This window comes from Ruminococcus sp. AF17-22AC, from assembly GCF_003460065.1.
Taxonomy (GTDB): Bacteria; Bacillota; Clostridia; order Lachnospirales; family Lachnospiraceae; genus Blautia_A.
The window spans coordinates 17,305-42,402 of sequence record NZ_QRXT01000009.1; the positions used below are offsets into that span (position 1 = coordinate 17,305).

Sequence of the window (25,098 nt, forward strand, 5' to 3'; positions counted from 1 at the left end):
CTATGAAGAAAATATGGAAAGTATGGACAGTGATACTGGTTGTGGCAGCAACAGTCTTACTTACGATCAGTACACAGTATAGCAAAAAAGAAGAGATATCTACAGATAGTTATCAGTATCTGATCGGTGTTAGTCTTCCAAATGTAATAGAACCGTGGCTAAATAATTTTGTTGACGTATTTACAGAAAAAGTATCCCAGGATAAAAAAATAAATGTAATTTTTCGAGATGCAGCTGGAAATTCGGAAAAACAGATTCAGGATATTGAGACGTTGATGGAGTACGGGATAGATATTCTGATTGTCTCTCCTGATGGAAGTGACAGCCTTTCTTCTGTTCTTTCGGAGGCTTTTCAGAAGATACCGGTCATTCTGACAGGTGTTGGTGCAGGGACAGAGGATTATACATGTCTTATCAAATCAGATGATCAGAAGATTGGCAGGCTTGCAGGAGAATATATTCTGAATAATCTTTATGAAAAGAATAAAAAGATCGTGGTCTTTCAGGGGGTTGAAGAATCCCCGGTATCCAAACAGAGACTAAAGGGTTTTCAGGATTCTGTTCAGGGTACAATACCGGAAGAAGATATCACTTATTACTGTGGCGACTGGCTCCGGGATCGGGCAGAGCTCAGGATGAAAGACTATCTGATCTCGTATGATTCTGCTGATATAGTTTTCGCTTTTAATGATGATATGGCATATGGTGCATATCAGGCCTGTCAGCAGTACAGGATTGAGGGCAAGGTGCATCTGATAGGTGTGGATGGGTTTGAAGGAGAAAGTGCAGGGCTGAGTCTGGTAGACAAAGGTGTACTGGATGCAACGATACAGACACCGGACTTTGGTGGACTTTCTTATGAAATTGCAAGAAAACTTCTTGAGGGAAATAAGATTGAGAAAAATATTATTATCCAGCCGGAATTGATTCTTCAGGGAGGAGCGGAAAGGAAAGAGTAATTGTAGACATGAAAAAGAGTTTGAGAATGACAGAGGGAAGTATCTCTAAAAAGATCATTTTTTTTGCCATTCCATTGTTTTTGGGGAACCTGTTTCAGCAGTTGTACAATACTGCGGATTCTCTGATCGTGGGAAATTTTTTAGGAAGCAATGCACTGGCGGCGGTCAGTTCATCTGGAAATCTGATCTTTTTGATGGTAGGTTTTATTAACGGTATTGCCATGGGTGCGGGTGTAGTTATTGCCAGATATTACGGTGCCAAAAAAAGAGACAGCCTGCAAAAGGCAATCCATACAACCGTTGCATTTGGTCTTGCGGCCGGTGCGGTCCTGACTGTTTTGGGAATGTTTCTGGCGCCAAAGATCTTGGTGCTGATGGGGACTCCTGCGGATGTCCTCCTGGAATCCATTATATATTTTCGTACATACTTTGCTGGTTCTATGGGTGTTGTCATGTACAACATTTTTGTTGGAGTTCTGCAGTCGGTTGGTGATGGACGTCATCCATTGATCTATCTGATCATTTCATCCTGTGTCAATGTTGTTCTGGATATTTTCTTTATCGCAGGTCTTGGCATGGGAGTTGGTTCAGCAGCGCTCGCAACTGCTATTTCCCAGTTTGTCAGTGCGATTCTCTGTATGGTTCATCTGATGCGTGTGGAAGAAGAATATCGCCTGGAACTGCGGGAAATTCGTTTTGACAGCATTATGTTGAAGCAGATTATTCAGAATGGTGTGCCGTCTGGCTTTCAGAATTCTGTCATCGCGATCGCGAATGTTTTTGTACAGTCAAATATTAATGCATTTGGAAAAATGGCGATGGCAGGATGTGGATCTTATTCTAAGATTGAGGGATTCGCCTTTTTGCCGGTTACTTGTTTTACGATGGCACTGACAACATTTGTCAGTCAGAATCTTGGCGCAAAACAGTATGACCGGGCGAAAAAGGGAGCAAGATTTGGGGTTCTCTGTTCGATCATTATTGCAGAATTGATCGGCGTGATCATATATGCTGCCGCACCGGTGCTGATCGCAGCATTTAACAGAGATCCCGATGTTGTACATTATGGCGTGATGCAGTCAAGAACAATTGCATTATTTTATTGTCTGCTGGCGTTTTCTCATTGTATTGCAGCAGTACTCCGTGGTTCCGGCCACGCATCTGTTCCGATGATCGTTATGCTCTGTGACTGGTGCCTGTTCCGTGTAAGCTATATCACCGTTGCAGTTCGTATTATACCGGATATCCGAGTGATCTTCTGGGCATATCCGCTGACCTGGAGTATCAGCTCCGTGATATTCCTGGTTATGTTCCTACGAGGAAAATGGGTATATGGGTTTGAAGAGAAAATATAGTATATCTATGCATCAAATCGTTTTTCAAAATTACCAATAATTTCAAGATGGTCATTATAAGTTATAAATGCATGTGGATCTATGCTATTAGCAATGTTTTTTAGAATCTGTCCTTCATATTTGGAAACGATAGTCATAATTATATGTACAGGTTCATTATTATATCCACCCTGTGCGGTCCATGTAGTATAGCTTCGATTCAATTTAGCTATGATTTGATTTCCAATATGAATGGGCTCTGTCTTAGTTATTATGAAGACGTTTGTCATGATATTCTGGTAGTGGATTTTGTCCATAACAACACTAGCTACATAACAGAATAAAATAGAATAAACTGCTGTTTCAAGGCTGTCATTTAAGGCGCCAAAAGAATAGATAGCCGCATTTACCAGGAGTGTAAGTTTTCCTACGCTGAAATCAGGAAAATTTTTGGCACAGTAGATTCCAAGTATGTCAGTTCCTCCGCCAGAACTGCCACATTTTAGGGTGAGACCTACACCAAAACCAGAAACAGCACCACCAATAATGCAGCAGGCCAGCTTATCTGAGACGATAGGTGTTTGTGTAGCTGGAATAATTGTCATAAATAAAGATTGTAAAAAGACTGTAAAGACGGTTTTAAGAAAAAATTTACGGCTTACGGTTTTACAGGCGAGAAAGAAGAGCGGTATATTCAGACACCACAGAAAAATGCCAGTAAAGTCAATATTTGTTGGAAAAGAAAAATGAAATATCTTTTCAACCAAAGTTAAGATTACCTGAGAAATACCGGTAAATCCTCCACTGTACAGGTTAAGAGGAACAAGAATGATACGAAAGGCAGCGGCATAAAGAAAAACTCCTAGAATAGCGCCTGCCATTTTTGTTATCTCAGATGAGTACCTTTTTGCCATAGTTAAATACCTCCTCTTTTTTGCATAATGCATATGTTAAACGATACTATTGAATAAAGACATTATATGACAACATATATTTGAAGTCAATTATCAATTAGATGAAGAAGATATTTTGATATATCTTCATAAAAAATATATAGGACAACCGCTGAAAATGTATTAAAAATGCAAAAACATGACATATACAATGTGCATAAAAATAAATAACATGTGAAAAATGCTTGAAAATGATAATACGTCATGATACAATATATTACACATAAAACATTCGGTAAAACTCAAATCATAAGGAGGAACGAACAATGTTTAACTTTAATGAGGATGCAGTAAGAAAAGAGCATGAAAACGGACTTAGTATTATTGGACAGACACAGGAAGTAGTAGATCAGATTTGCAAAAATGGATACAAGAATATTTTTTATATTGGAATTGGAGGAACTATCCTTTACGCAGGACAGATGAATCATATTGTAAAGGAAGCAGGTTCAACTATTCCGTTAATTCTTGAAAATGCAGCTGATTTTAAATGGGTTGGAAATCCACATTTCGGAAAAGATTCGATTGTTGCTATTGCATCTATCTCTGGTGACACAAAAGAAATTGTAGAAGCTGTTGATAAGGTGCATGAATTAGGCGCAAAAGTTATTGGATATGTAGAAAAAGAAGGAAGCCCGCTCTATGAAAAATGTGATTACGTAATCAGTACAGTGGGTGGAGAATATTACTTCTGGTATACATTAACGCTTCGTTTTATGGCTAATGCAGGACAGTTTCCAAAATATGATCAGTTCATGAAGGAAATTCAGAATATGCCAGAAAATGTAGTAAATATCTATAAGGATTCCGATGCAAAAGCTAAAGAATTTGCAGACAAATACTGTGATTCACCGCTTACATATCTTGTGGGCTCTGGTAACCTTGAGGATTGGGCTACATGTTATGGAATGTGTATTATGGAAGAAATGCAGTGGATGCGTACAAGACCAATTTCAGCAGCAAACTTTTTCCATGGCACGCTTGAAGTTATTGAAAGAGATATCCCGGTAATTCTTATCAAAGGTGAGGATAAAACCAGACCTGAAATGGATCGTGTTGAAAAATTTGTAAATACTATCAGTGCAAATGTAACTGTATTTGATTCAAAAGATTTTGAACTTAAGGGAATCAGCGAGGAATTCAGAGGAATGCTTTGTCCTATCGTTATGAGAAGTGCATTCCAGAGAGTATCTATTCATCTGGAACATAATCGCCGTCATCCGCTGCCGATCAGAAGATATTACAGAAGACTGGATTACTAATATTGGTCAAAATCCCATCACTATCGGTGATGGGATTTTAAATAAGTAGCTGTGAATGGATGGACAGTAACTTATTTATATTTTATCATTGAGTAAATGAACTTGCAGCCTAGAATAAGCGATGTTATAATTGTATTGATTGCTTGTATAATAGGACATAACACATTATAAATATCGAAAGTGGGATACCATTATGAATAAGTTGAATAAAGAGTCTAGTGTTGCATTATACCAACAGCTGATAAATGAGATTAAAGAAAGCATACAGTCAGGAGAACTAAAAGCGGGTGATAGACTGATGACGGAAGGCGAATTTAGTAAAGCATACGATGTCAGCCGCATTACCGTGAGAAAGGCTATAGAGGTTCTGGTTGAGGAAGGTATCCTTATAAAAAAACAAGGAATAGGAACTTTTGTAGCTGAAAAGAAATTAACCAGAGATGCTAGCATCTTTATGGGATTTACGGAGAGCTGCCTCATTGATAATAAAGTACCGAGCAGTAAATTAATTTCTGCAGATCTTACAGGAGCTTCCGGTGTAGATCAGAGAGATTTAAATCTTGAAGAGGGAGAAATGGTAATCAGGGTGAGAAGACTGCGTTATTGTGATGGAGCGCCTACTATTCTTGAGGAGAATCATTTTCCACAGAAATATGCATTTCTTCTTGGTGCTAATTTAGAGAACTCTCTCTATGAAATCCTAGAAGAACATAATGTTATTGTTGCAGCCGGAAAACGCAGGATTAGCATATGCTTTGCCACAAAAGAAGAGAGTGAACTTCTTCAAGTGAATGAAAAGGATGCGCTTTTGTTGATGAAAGACATCTGTGTAGATTCGCAAGGAGATGTGATTCACACCTGTAAGAGTGTTATTAATCCGCAACTCTATGATCTTAATTTTATAAGTTCTTCCGCACGTATGAAGTGGGAAAAGAAATGATAACGATTAAAAAAACACAGGTTTCTGTGATGAATAGTGGATTTCACATGACTAAAGTCACATGCTCCTCGGTCGCTTTAAGCGACAAGGCTAAATATCGGCGGATACGCCTGTAGCTTAGGATATGCGCAGTCATGCGCTTTTTTCCATGCCAGATATGGCAGGTTCCCACACTGCAGGTAATCCGCTGTATATCTGCCTGTGTTTATGCTGCTCTTAAGAGTTCCATTTCTGAAAATAGTTCTCTTAAGTCCGCATATACACATGAGATCCTACGCTTTACTGAAGGGACTTTTGCCTCCAGCAAAGACCTTTCCGTTACCGGAAGGGGTTTTAAGAGTTCCCGTATAAAATATCTTGCTCCAATATTATAGGACGCCGAAAGATCACAGTTATATCTTTTTCCATTCTGGAATGTACATAAACTGTGATTGCCTAGATCACGGACAACGGTTCCCGACCCATCACAGGCAAGCCTGCTGGTATTCCATGCACAGATCCTGGATATCCGCATCCCTCTGCGATGCGCCTGATGTTCACATCTTTTCTGGATATCCCTTTTTCTCCACAGATGCAGCTTCTGTTTCTTTCTTCCGGATATCTTTCCTTTTATTTCCAGATACTCAAAAACGATCACATCCGCGTGGTTTTCTTCCGCATATCCTGTAACTGCTCCTGCAATCTTTCTTCCAAGTTCTGTGTTAAGACGCTTCGCGTAGGCCCATCTGCTTTTCACCTGTACAGAACCATGCTTTCGCTGGAACCTGCTTATCCGTCCCAGCACACGGTACATCCGGTCTTTTTCACTGGGAAAATCAATAAACTTTCTTCCCAGGACAGTTCCATCTGACCGCATAATGGTACAGACTGCATCCGTATTGATCCCTAAATCCACACTGCAGATGATCTGTTCTTTTACAGGCGCCTTTGTAAGTGCCACCTCTTCTGTATAAGAAAAACGCAGGAAGTATTTACGATGCCTTTTTTCCAGCACGGGAGCTGCTGCTTTTTTTCCCGCCCAGTATTTTCTCAGATATTCCATATCTGTATGGCTGAGACTGACCCGGAACCATTTCCAGTCATGTCCGTCATAAAGTTTCAGGTACGCTCCATCTTTTTCCTCAGTATCTTCACGGTACATCACATCACGGTAAAATATCGGCATAGCATGATTACCGCACACCAGTTTCGGCCTGTCGTCTTTCTGGTCCGTTTCTTTCCACAGTTCCAGCCTCGTCTTATATGAAGATGCACTTCCCAGTGCATGCTGTATAGCTGCCCTTCGGAGATAAGAAGGCATCTTTGGAAATCGCAGGTCAAAATCAAACCTTGCCTGATTCTTTTTTGTGGTATGCACCAGATGTTCTGCAGTATTGAAACGTTTTTTAGGTTCCTTGATCACTGCCAGTTCATCCCATGTCTGGGCATAGATCTCAATCAGACAGCTGACCGCAGAACGATAAATATCCAGTGTCTGGCAGATCAGGATATTCTGTTTTCGCAATTCTACGTCATAACTGGATATAATCTTCATATCTGCTTCTTAACCTTCCTGTACTCATACTGACATAAGCATTCTTATTTGTTCTTGTATTTTTTATACTCCTTTTTCGGTCCAATAAAGCTCCTTTTTTCCATTTTTATATAAAAAAATTTGTGCGCCTAACTCATCACTACTACAATATATTTATGGGTAATCCCCTTACATCCGGTAAGGATTTATCCATCTCATTACTAAGTAACGAGAATGCGACGTACAGTTATTCAATATCGATATTTTACGCTTGATGATTAGAAGAGTATTTCTATGTATGTCAAAGGAATGACTACTCGCTTTTAGAAACACTTGAAGATATCTATGGTTTTGAAACATTAGAAAGTTTCATATCTGACATGGCGGATAAGATACTTTCTCAGATTGAAGCTTGGCAGAATCATCCATTGGATAGGGTATAGAAAACTCTCGGCGTTAAGGATATCCTAATCATTTGTGCGGATGGATTTACCGGTATTAAGGAAGCGATTTCTACAGCATTTCCTCAAACAGAATACAAAAGATGTAGTGTCCATCAGGTAAGAAATACTCTTATCCTGAAATACGTTCTGGATTAGGGCAGAAAAGTCTTTACTGCAGATTTAAAAGCCATCTATCAGGCCGCTGATGAGCAGAAGAGCCTGGCTGCTTTAGATTGTGTGACTGAAAAATGGACTTCAAAATATCCTAATTCCATGAAACACTGGAAGGATAACGGAGATACAGTTTGTCTAATTTTTAAATTTTCAACCACTGTCCGGAAGATTGTTTATATGACAAACGCGGTCAAAATACGGAACTTCGCATACCGGAGGCTGAACCGCCAGAGAAGTGCATTTTCAGATGATGCCGCCCTGTTTACTGCGTTTAGAGCCTTTTTTACGTTTTGAAGATCTATATTTAAATTAGGGCATGAAAAATAAACCTTCGTGCCAATCATGCTTATAAATTTCTTCTTATTAGTTTGTACAATGTAAGATTTTAGTACGGAAACGTTCAAAGTTCCTAAACCCATAAGATGTTCGTTTTAGTACCTTGATCTTATTATTAAAACCTTCTGTTGTCCCATTTGTGATTCCGTATTTAAAAGTATTTAGTATTTCTTTCGACCAGCGGCGAAATGTGTCAGCACATTTTTCGAATCCTTTTAAGCCGGAAGATTCTGTGATTTTTATCCAATCATAGAAATCGCTGTGTTGCCGAGCGTATTTTGTATCCTTGCAGAGTTCATAAAATCGTTCTATCAACCAGTGTGCCAGCCGTAGATCGTTATTATACAGAAGCATCAGATTGCATGCCTTTTTGTTTTCCTCTTTTAGATTGTTATATCTTGTTAGGGAAGTTTATGACTACGTTATAGTATTTACGCATGGTAATGGTTTTCTGTAGATGTTTGCGGACATTTTCCATATCCCAGGTGACCTGCCGGATGAAATGATACTTATCAATGCAAATTTTGCATTATAAAAAAGTATGGGCAAGATTAACATATGGTTGCCACATATCACAGACGAAGTATTTAACCTTAAGCCGCTGCGTACGATCAGGAAGGATATCCATAATGGAATGATTCTTTGGGTTTACAAGAAAACATTGATACTTACCTGTGCGGGCATTTCCTTTAAATTAATTAATAGAAACAGCTTCTTTTAAAGGTGGACATGAATAGTGGATACTATCGAGTATTCTGCAGACGGTTGTGGCAGAGACATTAGATGTTTTTGCTACAGATTTTAAACTCGGAGTTTCATGAAATAGCTCCGCTATTTTCCGTGTAAGTCGTTTTGTTCGCTGCAGATATCTGGGGAGAAAGTCATAAGCCTCATAGAATTTCTTTCCGCAAGAGCAGGCATAACGGCGATTATGAAGAACAAGATAGATTTTTTTAGCTGAAATGGTAAATCCTTAATAATCTGCCAACGATACTCGTGGATTTTAGCTGTGGGGTTTCCGCAATTCGGACAAATATGCGGTTTTGGTTTAGTATCCAAGAAAAAAATTTACATATTTATCAGCATGGATTGTTTTTGTGACAATAATATCTTCTAAATCAAGTAAATCTTTGATATAATTAGGGAGCATTTATTTGCACCTCCGAGTGGTTTGTTGGCGAGACTGGCGCTTTGGGGTTTTTTGTTACCCTTATAATAAAATAAAAATGCTAGGATACATGAATTAAATTTCATGTACCCCAACATTTATTATAGACCCGTTTATTAGTTTTCGTTTTTTTTCATAATAGTTACGCTACACAACACTAACTAATATGGATTAAATTTCTGCACGATTTCAGATGAAGTGCGCGCACCACAGTCAAGACATCCCGGAATGTCCATTCCCTGGATCAAACCATACACAAAACCGGATATAAAGGAGTCTCCGGCACCTACAGTGTTGACAATTTCAGCAGCAGGGTAAATCTCCTGTCTATAGAAAGTGCTGCCGTCATAACTCATACTGCCTTCTTCTCCAAATGTGGCAGTTACAATGTCAGGCCCATAGGAATAAGCTTTTTTGAGAAAATCCTGGATAGTGTCATCGTATTTTTCAAAAGAAAAGAATCCATAATTGGTATTCCTGAGGACAGGCCCAAGGACATCAAAATCTTTATTAAGAGAAAAATCCAGAATTATTTTACATCCTGCTTCGCGAAATTCGGGAAGAAGATGAAGTACATGACCATACATATCAGTATGAACATAATCATGTGTTTTGGTGAATTCAATATCTTCTCTGGTTGGAGTATAATTTTCCATTACGCCTGGAACATTTTTGATATGAAATCTGTCAGTCCCATTTTTTAATGTCATGTAAAAAACAGAAGTATCGCCTTCATTTACCTGTATATGAGAAGAATCAATCTCATATTCCTTACATAAATCCAGCATTTCTTTTCCGTATAAGTCGGTACCTACAGTTGTTATTGCAGAGGTCTGGATTCCACGTTTTGCCAGATTAACAATGCAGTCAATTCCGTTTCCGGTAGCATATTGTTTGTCGAGATTCTGATAAACATCTATACAAGAAAAACCAATAGCTGCAACTTTCATTAATGATCGCTCCTTTACATAAAATTATTTACATAGACTCTCTTTATTTGTTATATTTGAAATGCTAACATAAATAAAAAGATATGTCAATTGAAATATAAAGAATAACTTAAAATGAAATATGGAATAGCTTAAATAATACAAAAATAAGACATAATGCATAAATAAATGTAAAATAAATTGTGATAAATGTGGAAAATTAATAATAGTATTGACATAATGAAATGAAATATGTATTATAAATGCATAACAAATGAGCGAATCAATATAACGAAAGGAGAAGTACAAAATGAGAAAAAAACAAATGATGGCACTTTTAATGAGCGGGATGGTGTTAACAGGGGTGTTTGCCGGAGTTAATACAGCACAGGCAGACGCAAAAACAGAAATTAACTTATGGCATTATTTTTCAACCGAGGGATCTCAGCAGAGATTTCAGGAATATGTAGATGAATTTAATGCACAGTCAGACAAAACAGAAGTTAAGGTAACAGTTCTTCCTTTTGCAGATTTCAAGAAACAGCTGACAGTAGGGGCAGCGGCATCATCATTACCAGATCTGGCTATGATTGACAACTGTGACACTGTATCTTATGCAGCAATGGGAATCCTTGAAGACATTACTGATGAAGTAGAAAACTGGGAATCTTATCAGAATTATTTCCCGGAAATTCTGAATACATGTAAATATGAAGATAAGGTATATGGTATGCCTTTACAATCTAATAACCTTGAGATTATTTATAACAAAGATATTTTTGATGAACTGGGTGTAGAGTATCCGACAAATGACTGGACATTTGATGATCTGAAAGAGCTGGCAGAAAAAACTACGACAGACAAATATAAAGGATTTGCAGTATCAGGAATACAGAGTGAAGAATCCACATATCAGTTCCTGCCTTTCTTCTGGACAGCAGGTGGAGAAACCATGAACCTTAATAGTGATGCTGGAAAAACAGCACTTTCTCTCTGGTCAGACATGGTAGCTGAAGGTTATATGCCGAAGGATTGTATTACATGGACACAGTCAGAACTTGCATCTCAGTTTGAAAGCGGAAATATTGCAATGCATGTAATGGGATGTTGGAATATTACACCTTATAAAGATCATGATTTGAACTATGGTGTTGTAGAAATTCCATCAGCAACAGAAGGCGGCGAAAAAACTACAGTGTATGGTGGTGAGAACCTTTGTGTAATCAAAGGAAAGAATACTGAGAATGCTCTTGAATTCCTTGAGTGGATGGAAGATTATGACAGAATCAGTGAATGGGATAGGGTCAGCGACCATTTCACAGCATGTGATGAAGCAGTGGCAGATGAACGTTTCCAGACAGAAGAAATGAAACCTTTTATTGATATGGTTCCAAATTCTCGCGCAAGAGATGTTGTAACATACTGGCCAAGCGTATCCGAAGGATACCAGCAGGCAATTCAGGAAGCACTTTCAGGACAGCAGCCAGTAGATCAGGCGCTTGCAGATGGTCAGGCACTGATCGATGCAGCAAAAGAATAACAAGCTAACGGTTACATGATAATAATATCAGCAGTATTTTGAATACTGCTGATATTATAGAAAGGGAGATGATTATGAAACGATTTCTCAGAAAAGGAGAGGGATATATATATGTATTACCGGCACTGCTGTTTATGCTGGTGTTTATATTTTATCCTATTATATATAATCTGATTCTTAGCCTTCAGGATGTAACGGTTGTCACATTGCTTTCACCGCACAAAGAATTTGTCGGATTGAGAAATTACATTGATGTTTTTAAACAGAGAGAATTCTGGAATGCACTGTTTTTGAACTGTGTGTTTACAGTAGTCTGTATTTTCTTTCAGTTTGTAGGTGGTTTTGCACTTGCTATGGTGTTTAAAAAAAGCGGTGCAGCATTTAGGGTTATGAAATCTCTGATGCTTATCCCTTATATCATACCTGTTACGGTAAACGCAATCCTCTGGAAATTCTTTTTTGCTACCAATGGTGGATTTATCAATGAAATTCTGGTTGGACTTGGAATTATGGATCATGGGATTGAATGGCTCCAACATCCATGGACAGCGATGTTTTCCGTAATTGTAGCCAATATATGGTGTGGTATCCCATTCTTTATGATACTTCTTTCTACGGGCCTGGCAAATATCCCTCTGGACTTTTATGAAAGTGCGAGAATAGATGGGGCAACTGCATGGCAGCAGTTTGTTTATATAACCGTACCAAGTGTAAAAGCATCAATTCAGGCTTCTCTCGTTCTTGGAATTGTATATACTTTCAGAGCTTTTGAATTGATTTATGTTATGACTGGCGGCGGACCTGTCAATGGAACGGAATTGCTGACATTATATTCTTATAAAAATTCATTTACTAAATTTGATTTTTCAGTAGGCAGTACAATTTCAAATATTCTGATGTTTATTTTATTAATAGTAGGTGTATTTTACATTCGTATGATGAGAGATGATGAGGAGATGTGATTATGAAGAGTGCTAAGAAGAAAAAGAAAATAAAAAACACCCTCATGACGGTTATTGCAGTTGTTTTATTCGTGGCAATGATGTTTCCATTATATTGGATGATCATTACTTCTTTTAAAGAAGAAAAGATGGTGTTTGCTACACCGCCTCAGCTTTTCCCGTTAAAACCAACAATATCTGCATATGTCACACAGTTTACGTCTACAGTATTTAATATTCTTCAGGGTCTGAAAAACAGTATGATCATTTCTTTCTTTGCTATGGTTATTTCGGTGGTACTGTCGATTCCGGCAGCTTATGGAATGGCCAGATTTAAATTAAAGGGAAAAAGAATCATATTGTTGCTGTTTATGGTATCACAGATGCTGCCGCAGATTTCAACATTGGTTCCTAACTTTATTATTTTTCAGAAATTGTCTATTTATAATACATATCTGGCTCCGATATTTGCAGATGCAACATTGGGAATACCATTTTGTATATTAATGCTCAGAACCTATTTTATAAGTATACCGAAGGAAATTGACGAAGCTGCCCGCATTGATGGCTGCAATTCACTTCAGTCCTTTATAAAAGTAGTACTTCCAATGTGTTCTGGTGGAGTTGCTGTATCATTTGTTTTTTCTTTCCTGTTTGCATACAGCGACCTGGTATATTCACTGACATATATTAATGATTCTGCAAAATGGCCGGTAACAGTGGGAATTTATAATGCTATTGGAAGATATGGAACTGCATGGAGTCAGGCAATGGCTTTTGGAACAATAGTTGCTGCACCTGTTATCATTCTGTTTATTTTCATGCAGAAATATATTGTTGAAGGTCTTACAGCCGGTTCAGTAAAAGGGTAAACAATTAAAATTTTTAACTTACAAAGGAGAGAAAGACATGAGTATGGTAATTGATGTACATGTTCATCCAGGATTTTATGAAAAAATTAGCGGTGACAAAGAGGAACTGGAATTCAGAAAAAAACAGGCGCACTGGGATCTGATGTCCCCATTTCCGGTAGAACTTACAAGAACACAGATGAAATTTGCGCAGGTGGATAAACTGGTACTTCTTCCAATGGATCTTACTACCAGTGCAGGAGGATGGGTAGTGTCCAATGAGCAGGTATGCACAATGGTACAAGAAGCACCGGATCTCTTCTTTGGATTTGCAAGTGTGGATCCGTATCGTGAAGATGCACTTGAAGTTCTGGAAAAAGCATTTAAAGAACAGGGATTGATGGGTCTGTATCTGAATCCTTCAAAACAGGCGTTTTTCCCGGATGACCCTATGATGGACAAAATTTATGAAAAATGTGTTGAATATAACAAACCTATTATTTTTTCAGCGGGTATGTCATTCTGTGATGATTGCCTGATGAAATATGGAAAACCACTTAATTTTGAACCGGTAGCAATAAAATATCCGGAACTCCGTATATGTATCGGACATATGGGCTGGCCGTTTATTTATGAAACAGCTGCCATGATTCTTAAATATCCGAATGTTTATGCAGATACTTCCATGTTGTATATGGATTCTCCAGAACAGTTTATGAAAGATGTGTTTATGAATCAGTTTGGCCGTCTGTGGCTGGATAATGATTTTGGTGACAAGATTATGTTTGGCTCCAATAATCCCAGATTCCGTACAGCACGCATCAAACGAGGACTGGAATCTCTTGATATCCGTCCTGAAACACTTGAAAAAATCCTTGGCGGAAACGCAGAAAAATTCCTTGGTCTGGAGGTAAAATAACATGGTAAAACTTACAACAAAAAAAGTGCTCAGCGAAACAGAGTTTCAGCTGATTTCTATCAGAGATGAAGTGATCAAAGCAGTAGAAGAAAGTGGTATTCAGAATGGATTTGTACTTGTAATGAGTGCTCATACTACAGCAGGTGTAATGGTTAATGAAGATCTGACATGTTTACATACTGATATTGAAGCAACTCTTGATAAGATGGCTCCGGTAGTTGCTGATTACGCACACAGCCATTATCTGCCAAGTTATGGAGCAACTGGTGGAAATGCGCCTGGTCATCTGAAACAGATGCTTACGGGATATGAAGTGATGTTCCCTGTAATTGAAGGAAAGGCACTGATCCGCTTTGCACAGGATATTTATTTTGCAGAATTTGATGGACCACAGATGAGAACGTACTATATAGAAGTAATGGGTGAGTAGCCAACAACGACAGAATCCTAAAAATCAGAGCCTGCAGTTAATTGTTGGGGAAAATATAGAAATAGAATGTATCATGTGGTTCAGATAATAATACTAAAGCAGACAAAAATGTAGACGTCTGCAGGAACAGGCTGTCATCTTATTACAAAATTTACAGATAAAAATATATCGATTTAAGAATGCATATGTTATATATATTAACGATATAACATGCATAAGTTAACGGAGGATAAGATGGGAAAAACAGCATCAGAACCAATGTATCAGCAGATTGCAGAAGATATTAAAAAGAAAATCCAGACAGGCGAATATAAAGAGAATGAACAGATACCTACAGAAACAGAGCTGGAAAAGATCTATGGAGTGAGCAGGATTACTGTAAGAAAAGCGATGGAGATACTGGTGGAGGAAGAGATTCTGATCCGAAAGCGAAGAATGGGGACTTTTGTTGCGCCACGAAGAATTCCCTGGAATCCGGGAAATATATTCAGTTTCAGCAAAACTTATGAAGCAGAAGGCCGTGTGGTGAAAACAGAACTTCTGGGAGCAGAGCTGAAGAAGGCAGAAGCTGCTGATCTGCAGAGACTGGAACTGAATGACAATATGGTGCTTTCTATAAGAAGGCTGAGATATGTGGATGGAATTCCACTGACAATTGAAGAAATGCGCTTTTCCAGAGAGTATCTGTATCTTCTTATGGAAGATCTGACAGGTTCCATACATTCTTTGCTTCAGGAGCATGGGGTAAAGCTCAAAGCAGCACAAAAAAGTATTGCTATTTGCAATGCAACAAAAGAAGAGGCTGAACTGTTGAATGTAGAAAGAGGCAGAGGACTCTTGTTCATGAAAAATATGTTTTATGATCAGAATAAAAAACCGGTTTTTTTCTCCAAAGATGTCTTTAATGCAGACTATTTTGAGTGCAAGTTTACATTGCAGGATAATGATTAAATATGAGGAGGTAATGACAGATGGTTAATTTAAAACGCAGTCAGGTGGCAATTATGAATATTCAGTATAAATTTTTTCCACTGACTAAATTTTTGGATGACGCTGTGAAAAATCAGGTTCAGGCGGTTGAGTTATGGGGAGCGGCACCACATTTTCATCCGGAAGATATGACCTACCGCGATATAGTTGCTGTTCGCCATGAAATTGAACGAAGAGGACTTAAACTGATCTGTTATACACCGGAACAGTGTATCTATCCTATTAACCTGGCAGCACCTTATGAATCTGAAAGACGAAGAAGTCTTAAGTTTTTTGAAGATGCTGTAAGAGTTGCTTCTGAATTGGGTACAGATAAAGTTTTGGTGACTGCCGGAACAGGGTACTTTGATGGAAGTGATTATGAAGAAGCATGGAAATATGGAAAAGAAGGACTGATGCAGCTGGGAGATCTGGCTGAACATTATGGAATCACACTTGCACTGGAAGCATGGAGAGAAGACGAAAGTAATCTGATTAACAATCTTGAATCATTAAAAAAGATGATGGATGAATTAAATCATGACCATATAGGTGCAATGCTGGATACCTGTCCGATGGTTCTGGAAAACAAATCTCCGTCAGATTATCTTAGAGAATTTGGAGATAAGCTGATACATGTTCATTTTATTGACGGTACTCCCAGAGGTCATCTGGCATGGGGAGACGGAATTCTTGATATGGAAGGATACCTTAAACAGTTTGATGAATATGGATATAAACACAGTCTTTCACTGGAAATCACAGATGGAAGATATCTGATGGATCCGGAAAAATCTATTCAGCAGTCTGTGGAAAAATTGTATTCAGTAATTTGATTAAAACTGCAAACAGCCGCTTGAATAATAGTGTGGGAAACCTTGGTTTTTAGATAAAAATGGCAATACTCAGAGAAATCTAGAGTATTGCTATTTTTTAAAATAGTTGTAAAGAAACAGGTTCAGCTGTTTTGACGATGGTAAGAGGAAAGATTGGTTTTGCGTTTGTGCAATATCTACAAAAAATAGATGATAAAATCTTGTAAAAGGACAAAAATAACGTAGAAATTAAAAAAGGTTGCGGATCGATATATAACGTTATATTATGTTAGTACAAGGTAAGACATGAACGTTGAACAGGAGGAACTGATATGATAAAGGTTCTTGGACTTGGAGATAATGTAGTAGACAAGTATATGCATATTAAGACTATGTATCCAGGTGGAAATGCTCTGAATATAGCGGTATTAGCTAAGCTATCTGGAATAGAGGCTGGCTATTTTGGAGTATTTGGAGATGATGAAGCTGCTAAACATGTATATAAGACAACGGCAGATATGGGAATTGATGTATCACATTGCAGATTTTACCATGGTGAAAATGGTTATGCTGAAGTAAGACTGGATGATGGCGACAGGGTGTTTATTGGATCAAATCAAGGAGGAGTAAGTAAGGAACATCCAATTGATCTTCTTACAGATATGGATTTGGATTACATTGCGGGATATGATGTTTGCCATACGAGTATTTTCAGTTATGTAGAAGCTGCGCTGCCTAGTATTCGTAAGGCTTCAAGATTTGTATCCTTTGATTTCTCTAATAGATATGATGAGGAATATCTTAAAAAAGTTTGTCCATATATTGATATGGCTGCTATTTCTTGCGGAGATATGCCAAAAGAAGAAATCATAGAGCAGATGAAACGAATCGAAGAATATGGATGTAAACATGTAGTTATGGCTACAAGAGGATCAAAAGGTGCATTCCTTAGAATTGACGGTAAGTTTTATGAACAGTCACCATATTTGGTAGATGCAGTCGATACTATGGCGGCAGGCGACTCGTTTATCACAAGCTTTTTGATAAATTATGTGGACGGGATGAAAGATTGTGTAGAGTTTCCAGAGAAAGCAGGAAATAGAGGAATTACAACAAAAGAAGAATATCAGGATGCATTGATTGAAACTAGTCTTTATAGAGCAGCTGTATTTGCGGCAGGTAACTGCCAGCGAGATGGATCCTTTGGATATGGAAAGAAATTTGAATAAATTCATAAGATAATTAAAATAATTTATTTAGAAGAATATTAAAAGCGCGGCTTTTGATATAAAACGTAAAAATAAAAAGGATGGTGATAAAAATGAAAGTATTATATGATTATCATATGCACAGTGAAATTTCGCCGGATGCTCATTTTCCTATGGAAGAGATGTGTGATTCTGCAGTTAAAAAGGGTCTGAGAGAGATTGCATTTACGGATCATTATGAGTTCTATGTAAATGGTGTAACAAAACCTTATTTTAATGAAGCATATATAGAAGATTATTTTCTTGCATTAAAAAAATGTCAGAAGAGATTTGAAGGACAATTGGTTGTAAAAAGTGGCATGGAGTTTGGCCAGCTTTATATCAATCCGGAGATAAATAATGCTGTTGTCGCGAGATATCCATTTGACTTTGTGTTAGGATCCGTGCATAAATTGGAAAATATTGATCTGACTCAATTGATTATTACAGAAAAGAATGCAGAAAGTGTTGGAGATGCATATTATTATCATCTTTTGGAACTTTCTGAAGAAGGAGATTTTGACTGCTTGGCTCATATTGATTATTTTAAAAAGCATTGTGCGAAACAGGGTTTAGCAGATCTTCATGAGAAATATGAATCTATTATTCGTAAGGTGTTGGAAAATATAATAAATAGAGGAAAGGGTATTGAGATAAACACAGCGTGTATGGGAGAAATCCTGGAAGATACTATGCCAGGGCTTCCGATATTAAAGTTGTACAAGGAGCTTGGTGGAAGTATTATTACGGTAGGATCAGATTCTCACAGGCCAGAGAGAGTAGGATATGGGTTTGATGAGGTGTATCAGAAATTGAAAGAAGCTGGATTTGACAGTATATCAGTGTTTAAGAACAGAAAAAACAAACAGCAGCCAATTTGATGGCTGCTGTTTGTTTTTTTATTGGAATATTATCAAAGCTAAAAGGCTAAATTAATATTCAAGTTTCCACATGTATCGTCTCTGAGTCAGCGGATGATCGCGAACGATTGCAAGCTGTTCAGCATATACTCTTAACACACCTGTAATAACCATTGGGCTAAAGTATTCAGCGACAGAAGCAGGAACAAAATTGCTAAGACCATAGTCTTTGGCATCGATTACAGTTGTTTTAGCATCGAATCTGTTAAGGAAATCAAGTGCTCGGGAGTCCATTTTACGGGTTCTTCCGTCGTTCATAAGAAGAAGGAATGGAACATCTTTTTCTACGATTTCGAATGGTCCATGGAAGAATTCACCATCATGGAAGGAACCAGAGTTGATCCACTGCATTTCCATAAGGAGACAGATGGAGAAAGAATAAGCAACTTTCTGTGTAGCACCAGAACTCATAACATAGATTACTGGTGAGTCTTTGTATGCATCTGCGAATTCTTTTGCTGGTGCGAGAGCATAAGAAACAGCATCTTCGATTGCAGCATAGATATTTTCTGAACCTTTTACCATATCTTCGTAGTTGTCGTATCCTTCAAACTGATGAAGAACTTCAACTGCAAGCATAAGGATATTATTCATTTTTTCAAGTTTAGCAGCATAATTTTTTTCAAATCCATGAACAATGGCATAATCAGCATTTTTGGCGAGTGGAGATTCTCCATCATGTGTAACTGCGATTACCTTTGCTCCTTTTTCATGGGAAAGTTTAGCTGCTTCAACAGTTTCTGGTGTTGTTCCGCCGAGTGAGCATGCAATTACGATGGCTGTTTCGTCAAGAGAAACAGGGGTTGCATAGTTGAATTCGTTTGCAGTGTAGAAACTTGTGCGGATTTTTTTTGCGTTGCAATCCATGAAGTACTGAGCTGGATACTGCTCTGCAGAAGATGCACCACATCCAACAAAGAATAAGGTGTTGATTTCTGGGCGTTCAGCTTTGATTGCTTCAATAATTTGTTTTGGTGTCATAGTATAATACCTCCTTGAATATATGATTGTTCGTATGTTGTATGCATACATTATATAATGAATCTGGTCTTGTGTCAATAGTTGAGATGAAATGAGTTGAAGAATTGTTTAATATGCACAATAAAAGGATTAATCAGAAAAAAGAAAAGACAAGATGTACTAAGATGTTATATAAAAATATTGACACACATAGTGAGGCATGATATTATCATATTAAATTCGGATTTATATTAAAAATATAAAATTGTTTTTATTTAGGAGGATCGTGAACTATGGAAAAAGTAAAGAAAATAGTATCAGATATTCTAGCTAAACAGAAAATTAATACCGTATATTATGTTGGTTGTGGTGGTTCTTTAAGTGGCTTTTTTCCAGCAAAATATTTCCTAAGCGCAGAAGCAACAAAATTGAAGGTTGGTTATATCAATGCAAATGAGTTTGTTCATGCCACACCTAAGGAAATTGGTAAAGATACAATTGTAATTGCTGCCTCTCAGAGAGGAAATACAGCAGAGACTGTAAAGGCAGTTGAAGTTGCAAATGAGCTTGGAGCAGCTACCATTGGTCTTACTTTTGAAGTTCCTTCTCCTCTTGCAGAGATAGCTCAATATGTGATTCATTATGAGTTTGGGCCGGAATCTATTGTAGAAAATCAGAAAGTATCTTATGGATTTAAACTTGCATTAGAAATTCTTAATCGAGTTGAAGGATATGATAAATATAATGAGATGATAACAGCTCTTGCAAAATTAAACGATATAGTAGCTAAGGCTAAGATAGATGTCGTTCCGGAAGCGATCAAATGGGCCTGGGAATTTAAAGATGATTCTGTAATCTATACAATGGGTAGTGGCTCATGTTGGGGTCCGGCTCATCAGGAGGCAATTTGTATTTTTATGGAAATGCAGTGGATCAATGCAAGTGTTATTCATTCGGGCGAATTCTTCCATGGACCATTTGAAATTACAGATAAAAATACAGCATTTCTTATGATGAAATCCTGTGGACATACCCGTTTCCTGGATGACAGAGCATTGGATTTTATTAATAAATTCAATAATCGTATTTTTGTGCTTGATGCAACTCAGTATGGTATAAATGAACTGGGTGAAGTTGCTGAATATCTTGAACCTATGTTCTATAATAACGTAATTGGAGTGTTCAATAATCTTCTTGCAGATGCCCGAAAACATCCATTGACAACAAGAAGATATATGTGGAAATTCAAATATTAATTCAAATATTTTAGAAATATCAAAAGGGGGAAGTTTTTCCTCCTTTTTGAGTCTTTACACCACAGAGATACAATGAAAAGAGGTAAACATGCTTAATCAGAACTCAACAATACCATTATATGAACAGGTAAAGGAATCGATCAAACAGAAAATTGAACAAAAAGAATGGACAGAAAATTCCAGAGTTCCTTCAGAAATAGAACTTATGAAGATGTACGAAGTAAGTCGGGTAACGGTGCGTAATGCGTTGACTATTCTGGTTGACGAGGGCTATTTGGAAAAGAAACAGGGTATTGGAACTTTTGTCTCAAAGCCAAGGATTAAAAAGATTATTTTTCATCGTGCTAGTTTTACACAGAGTTGTGTCAAGGCGGGCTTGAAGCCATCTGCACAGGTTCTTAAAAAGGAAGTGATTGAAGGAAAGAATTATCATCGTAAAAACCTGCAACTTGAAGCAGACGATAAAATTGTTCATATAGAGCGATTGAGATTTGCAGACAACGATCCCGTATCATTGGAACATATGTACCTTTCTTATAAGAAGTATGGATTTCTGTTGTGGGAAGATCTGAATAAATCTATTTATTCTATTATAAAAGAAAGAATGAATGTTGATCTAACTGGCGAAAATTCACGAAATCGCAATATATTGTCTGTAGAAAAAGCAGGAAGCCGTATGGCGAAAAATTTCGGAACGGCGCCTTCGGAACCAGTGTTTGTTATGGAAACACTAATTTACGCAGAAGATGAGCCAGTATATGTTGGAAAGGATTATTGTTTAGGAAGTAGATTCTGTTATGAAGTAATTCCGACAAATCATAGAGTAGATATATAATCCTTTAAAAATTCAATCTCTTTAAATAGGTCTCCTGGAACTGCCTGGAGGTGGCAAGCTCAACAAACTTGGCCTGCTTTGCAAGTTCTTCGCTTTTTGCGAGAGCGGTCTGGCTGTAGGCGGCCAGTTTTGCGCCTTCTCCGGCGGCGTTTCCGATGGTACGGATTCGATCCAGAAGAGTTTCCGGAATCAGACCGATTCGGCAGGCACTTGCAGGAGAGAGATAGGTGCCGAAGGCACCTGCAAGCAGAACCTGCGAGATCTCTGAGTCAGAAACCTCCATCTCCTGACAGAGCAGTTCGATGCCGGAAGCAAGGGCGGCTTTGGCCAGCTGGACTTCACGGATGTCTTTTTGAGAAAGATAAACACCATTTTCATCATCGGTCAGAAGCAGAGCCGAAACATTATCACGTGTGACAAAACGTGAGCCATAGGCTTCCTTAAGGCCATCGGACCATTTGGCTGGTTTTTCCAGACGGCCTCTGTTGGAAATGATTCCAAGATCTAAAAGGCAGGCGATGAGATCTAAAAGACCGGAACCACAGATGACGGAAGGGGCTCCGTCACCGATCACATGAAGCTTAAGTTTTCCATTTTCAATAGTAACATGATCAATAGCTCCTGGGGCACCGCGCATGCCGCAGGAGATTTTTGCGCCTTCAAAAGCAGGGCCGGCAGCAGTAGAGCAGGCGTAGAGCTGATCATCTTTTCCAAGGACCAGTTCACCGTTGGTTCCGATATCGAGTATAAGTGTCAGGAAATCAAAGGTGTGTTCTGGGAGTGAAAGCAATACGGCAATGGTATCTCCGCCAACAAATCCGGCGATGCAGGGCAGAACGGCTGCCTGAGCACCAGGATGGTAGGGAAGCTTCAGAGCGGCTGCCGGAAGGGTGATCAACTGATCGGTAGTTGCCAGATAAGGTGCGTGGAGCAGTGAATCAGGTGAAATTTCAAGGAGCAGATGTTCCATACAGGTGTTGCCGGCAAGGACCGCAAAGAAAATATCGGAGGCAGAAATTCCAAGAGTTTTGATATGTTCGTCGGCCAGGGCGGCAACTGCGTTTTGAATGCAGGAGGTCAGGTGGTTTTTTGAATCATCAACAGCATATTCGCAGCGGCTGATCACGTCGGCGCCATAGGCAGTCTGTGGATTTAACATACTGGAAATGTGGACTGTCTTTCCGGAAACTGCATCTAAAAGATAGGAAACGATGGTAGTAGTTCCGATATCATAAGCCAGTACATAAGCGTTGCCAGGCTGCTCGCGGATTGCAAGCAGAGTATCGGACTGAAGAACAAAAAAACCTTTCCAGGCACCGGAAGGATATTCTGCGGAAGCAGGAAGCCGTGGGAGCTTTTCCAGCTGGCGATATAAAGTTGCGGCTGTGGTAAGTGGGATTTTGACAGGTCTGCCGATCTGTTGTTCCAGAACAGAGGAAACTCTGCTGCAGAGTGAATCGCAGTCTCCAATGGACTGATGCGGAATTGTAGCGGAAAGAATCGTGATCTGGGGATTTGCCAGACGAGACATGGCAATATCGCTGCCAGTAAGAATCTGAGTATCTGTTTTTTTAGAAAAATCAACTGTAAGATCTTCTGTTACCGGAAAATGGCAGGCAAGAACGGTGACAGGCTCTTTTTTGTTGAGCAGAGTAACCCTGCATTTTCCACATTTTCCCTGGCCGCCGCAGGGAGCATCAATATATAATCCGGCCTGACGGATCGCATCGATCAGAAGTGTTCCGTCGGCAACGGTGATAGACTGATTATCTGGACAAAATTTGATATTAGGCATGAGATCCCTCCTGTGCTGCATCGGCAATATTGTGCCGGTTTTGAATATATCCGGAATAACCGGAGAGACAGCCATAAGGCTGGCGCAGATATTCTTTACTGAATCCGATCCGTTTGCCGTCCTGAGTAATGAAGGTTCTGCTGATCAGCAAAAGCGGCTCGTTCTTTTTGCACTCCAGAAGAGGGAGAAGATCCGGGACAGGTGAGACAGCTGAGATTTCAAGCTGTGTATAGTAGCTGAAAGAATCAGTTTTGGCATCGGCAGCCTCTGGGAAAACAGCATAATTGATTTCGTTTTCGATGGATGGGATTCCCTTGTCATAAGGGACATATTTGACTTCCAGACCAATCTGAAAATCGCCACGGTAGCTTCCGCGATAAATCGCAATAATCCTCTGGTCAGCGGGAACCTGGAGAGCATTCTGCACTTCGATATCCGGTCGGATCAGACGTATGTCCTTAAAACGAGAAATACTTTCAGTAATCTTGGGATTGATAGTCAGAGAAAGGTCATTATTCTTAGGCTCGCTGACAAAGTATCCGCGTTTTGGCTGAGAGTATATAAGTCCTTCCTGAGTCAGCTGCGTCAGCCCGCGGCGCACAGTTTCCCTGGTAGTGGAAAACTGTCGACAAAGCTCGTTCTCTGAGGGAAGCATCTGTCCCGGAAGAAGAGTACCATTTACGATCTGATCGCTCAGATATGTATAAATTGTCTGGTAAACAGGATTATTGTTTTTCATAAGTACCTCTGGAGATTAGTTGGTTGCAAAGTGCAACGGTATCGAGTGGTTCACTTACACGGGCATCAGCACCAATATATTCCAGAATAGAATCATTTACACAGCCGCCACCGATAAGAATGGTGACGCTATCGCGGAGACCGGCCTTTTTAATGGCCTCTACAGTCCGCTTCATAGAATCCTGAGAGTAGTGCATCATACCGCTCATCAAAACGATCTGAGGATGATGAGTCTTGATTGCTTTTACAAAAGATGATGGAGAAACGTTTGTTCCCAGATCAATCACATCAAAATTGTATGCTTTTAAAAGTCCTGAAACAATGTCTTTTCCGATTCCGTGGATATCGCGCTCGACTACTCCGATCAGCACACATTTGTGGACTGCAGAGGTGGAATCAGCCGGTACAGGAATCAGGTCTAAAATGGAGCAATAGAGCATTCCTGCAAACATAAGGTCTGCAATAAAATATTCGCCTTCTTCAAAAAGGTTGTTTACCTGCTTTAATCCAAGGTCCAGACAGGACTGAAGCTCTGCGAAAGGAATACCAAGAGAGATCAGTTCTGCTGCACAGGATTGAGAAAGTTCATCATCGAGCTTAGTCATGGCATCGATCAGTTGTTCTTTCAGGTGAGTAATGTCAGTCATGTGAAAACTCCTACAAAATTACAAAATAATTAAATCCTCTGATGAGATCGTACTCTGGGGTGGAACAACGAGAAAACGGTCCGGATTCCAGTTGCCGGTCAGGAGATCTTCTAAATAAGAAAGAGTTCCCGGAAGGACATTGAGGTCCAGAGAGAATGTTCTGGCGATCTCGGCAGCCATTTCTTTTGTCTTTACAAGATCATAGCTTGAGGAGGAACCGCAGG

The 25,098-nt window shown here is 38.9% G+C and carries 24 protein-coding genes and 3 pseudogenes; 16 read left to right on the forward strand and 11 right to left on the reverse strand.

Annotated elements, in window-relative coordinates:
- Positions 1–2: 2 nt before the first annotated feature.
- Both DWW86_RS12465 and DWW86_RS12470 read left to right on the forward strand, forming a co-directional pair.
- Entirely contained in the window at positions 3–959 is a 957-nt protein-coding gene (locus DWW86_RS12465; protein WP_072522396.1) for a substrate-binding domain-containing protein, read from the forward strand.
- A gap of 8 nt (positions 960–967) precedes the next feature.
- Entirely contained in the window at positions 968–2,314 is a 1,347-nt protein-coding gene (locus DWW86_RS12470; protein WP_117943482.1) for an MATE family efflux transporter, read from the forward strand.
- Between the two features lie 5 nt (positions 2,315–2,319).
- Here the strand turns inward: DWW86_RS12470 and DWW86_RS12475 are convergent, their stop codons facing one another.
- Positions 2,320–3,207, reverse strand: coding sequence for a YitT family protein (locus tag DWW86_RS12475; RefSeq protein ID WP_243000705.1), 888 nt, complete (start codon positions 3,205–3,207; stop codon positions 2,320–2,322).
- Positions 3,208–3,512: 305 nt separating this feature from the next.
- On the opposite strand from DWW86_RS12475, the gene DWW86_RS12480 reads away from it, so the two are divergent.
- Positions 3,513–4,508 carry an SIS domain-containing protein gene (locus DWW86_RS12480; RefSeq protein ID WP_117640239.1) on the forward strand — a complete coding sequence of 332 codons (996 nt, stop codon included), beginning with the start codon at positions 3,513–3,515 and terminating at the stop codon, positions 4,506–4,508.
- A 193-nt stretch (positions 4,509–4,701) separates the two neighbouring features.
- Positions 4,702–5,448 carry a GntR family transcriptional regulator gene (locus DWW86_RS12485; RefSeq protein WP_117640243.1) on the forward strand — a complete coding sequence of 249 codons (747 nt, stop codon included), beginning with the start codon at positions 4,702–4,704 and terminating at the stop codon, positions 5,446–5,448.
- 205 nt (positions 5,449–5,653) lie between these two features.
- Here DWW86_RS12485 and DWW86_RS12490 read toward each other — a convergent pair whose 3' ends face one another.
- A complete protein-coding gene (locus tag DWW86_RS12490; protein WP_117943484.1) occupies positions 5,654–6,982 on the reverse strand; it encodes an IS200/IS605 family element transposase accessory protein TnpB in 1,329 nt (442 codons plus the stop codon).
- A gap of 440 nt (positions 6,983–7,422) precedes the next feature.
- Between DWW86_RS12490 and DWW86_RS17575 the strand changes: the two are divergent.
- A pseudogene (locus DWW86_RS17575) lies at positions 7,423–7,872 on the forward strand (transposase); the annotation flags it as partial.
- 69 nt (positions 7,873–7,941) lie between these two features.
- Here DWW86_RS17575 and DWW86_RS17395 read toward each other — a convergent pair.
- The 5 genes and pseudogenes from DWW86_RS17395 to frlD form a co-directional block, all read right to left on the reverse strand.
- Positions 7,942–8,307, reverse strand: a pseudogene (locus DWW86_RS17395) (ISL3 family transposase); the annotation flags it as partial.
- Positions 8,306–8,437 carry a transposase gene (locus DWW86_RS17400; protein WP_353652711.1) on the reverse strand — a complete coding sequence of 44 codons (132 nt, stop codon included), beginning with the start codon at positions 8,435–8,437 and terminating at the stop codon, positions 8,306–8,308. The gene DWW86_RS17400 and the pseudogene DWW86_RS17395, both read right to left, overlap by 2 nt.
- 171 nt (positions 8,438–8,608) lie before the next feature.
- Complete coding sequence (locus DWW86_RS17675) at positions 8,609–8,878, reverse strand: transposase family protein (protein WP_502696643.1); 270 nt, start codon at positions 8,876–8,878, stop codon at positions 8,609–8,611.
- Positions 8,863–8,973: pseudogene (locus tag DWW86_RS17680) on the reverse strand (transposase family protein); the annotation flags it as partial. The gene DWW86_RS17675 and the pseudogene DWW86_RS17680, both read right to left, overlap by 16 nt.
- A gap of 270 nt (positions 8,974–9,243) precedes the next feature.
- On the reverse strand, positions 9,244–10,032 hold the full coding sequence (gene frlD / locus DWW86_RS12505) for a fructoselysine 6-kinase (RefSeq protein WP_117943486.1): 789 nt from the start codon (positions 10,030–10,032) through the stop codon (positions 9,244–9,246).
- A 289-nt stretch (positions 10,033–10,321) separates the two neighbouring features.
- Here frlD and DWW86_RS12510 point away from each other — a divergent pair, with 289 nt between their 5' ends.
- The 9 genes from DWW86_RS12510 (at position 10,322) to DWW86_RS12550 (ending at position 18,604) form a co-directional block, all read left to right on the forward strand.
- Entirely contained in the window at positions 10,322–11,551 is a 1,230-nt protein-coding gene (locus DWW86_RS12510) for an ABC transporter substrate-binding protein (protein ID WP_117943488.1), read from the forward strand.
- A gap of 74 nt (positions 11,552–11,625) precedes the next feature.
- Positions 11,626–12,513, forward strand: coding sequence for a carbohydrate ABC transporter permease (locus tag DWW86_RS12515; protein WP_117943490.1), 888 nt, complete (start codon positions 11,626–11,628; stop codon positions 12,511–12,513).
- 2 nt (positions 12,514–12,515) lie between these two features.
- The gene (locus DWW86_RS12520; protein WP_117943492.1) at positions 12,516–13,364 is read left to right on the forward strand and encodes a carbohydrate ABC transporter permease; all 849 of its coding nucleotides are present in this window, start codon (positions 12,516–12,518) and stop codon (positions 13,362–13,364) included.
- A 37-nt stretch (positions 13,365–13,401) separates the two neighbouring features.
- Entirely contained in the window at positions 13,402–14,262 is an 861-nt protein-coding gene (locus DWW86_RS12525) for an amidohydrolase family protein (RefSeq protein WP_243000699.1), read from the forward strand.
- A 1-nt stretch (position 14,263) separates the two neighbouring features.
- Positions 14,264–14,692, forward strand: a complete 429-nt coding sequence (locus DWW86_RS12530; protein WP_117640186.1) for a secondary thiamine-phosphate synthase enzyme YjbQ — start codon at positions 14,264–14,266, stop codon at positions 14,690–14,692.
- A 234-nt stretch (positions 14,693–14,926) separates the two neighbouring features.
- Entirely contained in the window at positions 14,927–15,643 is a 717-nt protein-coding gene (locus tag DWW86_RS12535) for a GntR family transcriptional regulator (protein WP_181985355.1), read from the forward strand.
- 20 nt (positions 15,644–15,663) lie between these two features.
- The gene (locus tag DWW86_RS12540; protein ID WP_117943496.1) at positions 15,664–16,497 is read left to right on the forward strand and encodes a sugar phosphate isomerase/epimerase family protein; all 834 of its coding nucleotides are present in this window, start codon (positions 15,664–15,666) and stop codon (positions 16,495–16,497) included.
- Between the two features lie 311 nt (positions 16,498–16,808).
- Positions 16,809–17,705, forward strand: coding sequence for a PfkB family carbohydrate kinase (locus DWW86_RS12545; protein WP_117943497.1), 897 nt, complete (start codon positions 16,809–16,811; stop codon positions 17,703–17,705).
- 116 nt (positions 17,706–17,821) lie between these two features.
- Positions 17,822–18,604, forward strand: coding sequence for a histidinol-phosphatase HisJ family protein (locus DWW86_RS12550; RefSeq protein WP_286187723.1), 783 nt, complete (start codon positions 17,822–17,824; stop codon positions 18,602–18,604).
- A gap of 51 nt (positions 18,605–18,655) precedes the next feature.
- On the opposite strand, the gene DWW86_RS12555 is transcribed toward DWW86_RS12550, so the two are convergent.
- A complete protein-coding gene (locus DWW86_RS12555; RefSeq protein WP_117640176.1) occupies positions 18,656–19,624 on the reverse strand; it encodes an SIS domain-containing protein in 969 nt (322 codons plus the stop codon).
- Between the two features lie 272 nt (positions 19,625–19,896).
- Between DWW86_RS12555 and DWW86_RS12560 the strand changes: the two genes are divergently transcribed.
- Positions 19,897–20,859: an SIS domain-containing protein gene (locus DWW86_RS12560; RefSeq protein WP_117640174.1), complete on the forward strand. Its 963-nt coding sequence runs from the start codon at positions 19,897–19,899 to the stop codon at positions 20,857–20,859.
- Positions 20,860–20,947: 88 nt separating this feature from the next.
- Complete coding sequence (locus DWW86_RS12565) at positions 20,948–21,694, forward strand: GntR family transcriptional regulator (protein ID WP_117943499.1); 747 nt, start codon at positions 20,948–20,950, stop codon at positions 21,692–21,694.
- Between the two features lie 4 nt (positions 21,695–21,698).
- Here the strand turns inward: DWW86_RS12565 and DWW86_RS12570 are convergent, their stop codons facing one another.
- Genes DWW86_RS12570 through DWW86_RS12580 form a run of 3 tightly spaced genes read right to left on the reverse strand, consistent with a single transcriptional unit; the run spans position 21,699 to position 24,874 of the window.
- A complete protein-coding gene (locus DWW86_RS12570; RefSeq protein ID WP_286187718.1) occupies positions 21,699–23,489 on the reverse strand; it encodes an ASKHA domain-containing protein in 1,791 nt (596 codons plus the stop codon).
- Positions 23,482–24,228 (reverse strand): GntR family transcriptional regulator, encoded by a 747-nt coding sequence (locus DWW86_RS12575; protein ID WP_117943503.1) that lies wholly within the window; start codon positions 24,226–24,228, stop codon positions 23,482–23,484. The genes DWW86_RS12570 and DWW86_RS12575 overlap by 8 nt, the downstream gene beginning before the upstream one ends.
- On the reverse strand, positions 24,215–24,874 hold the full coding sequence (locus tag DWW86_RS12580) for a cobalamin B12-binding domain-containing protein (RefSeq protein ID WP_117943505.1): 660 nt from the start codon (positions 24,872–24,874) through the stop codon (positions 24,215–24,217). The genes DWW86_RS12575 and DWW86_RS12580 overlap by 14 nt, the downstream gene beginning before the upstream one ends.
- Positions 24,875–25,098: the final 224 nt, after the last annotated feature.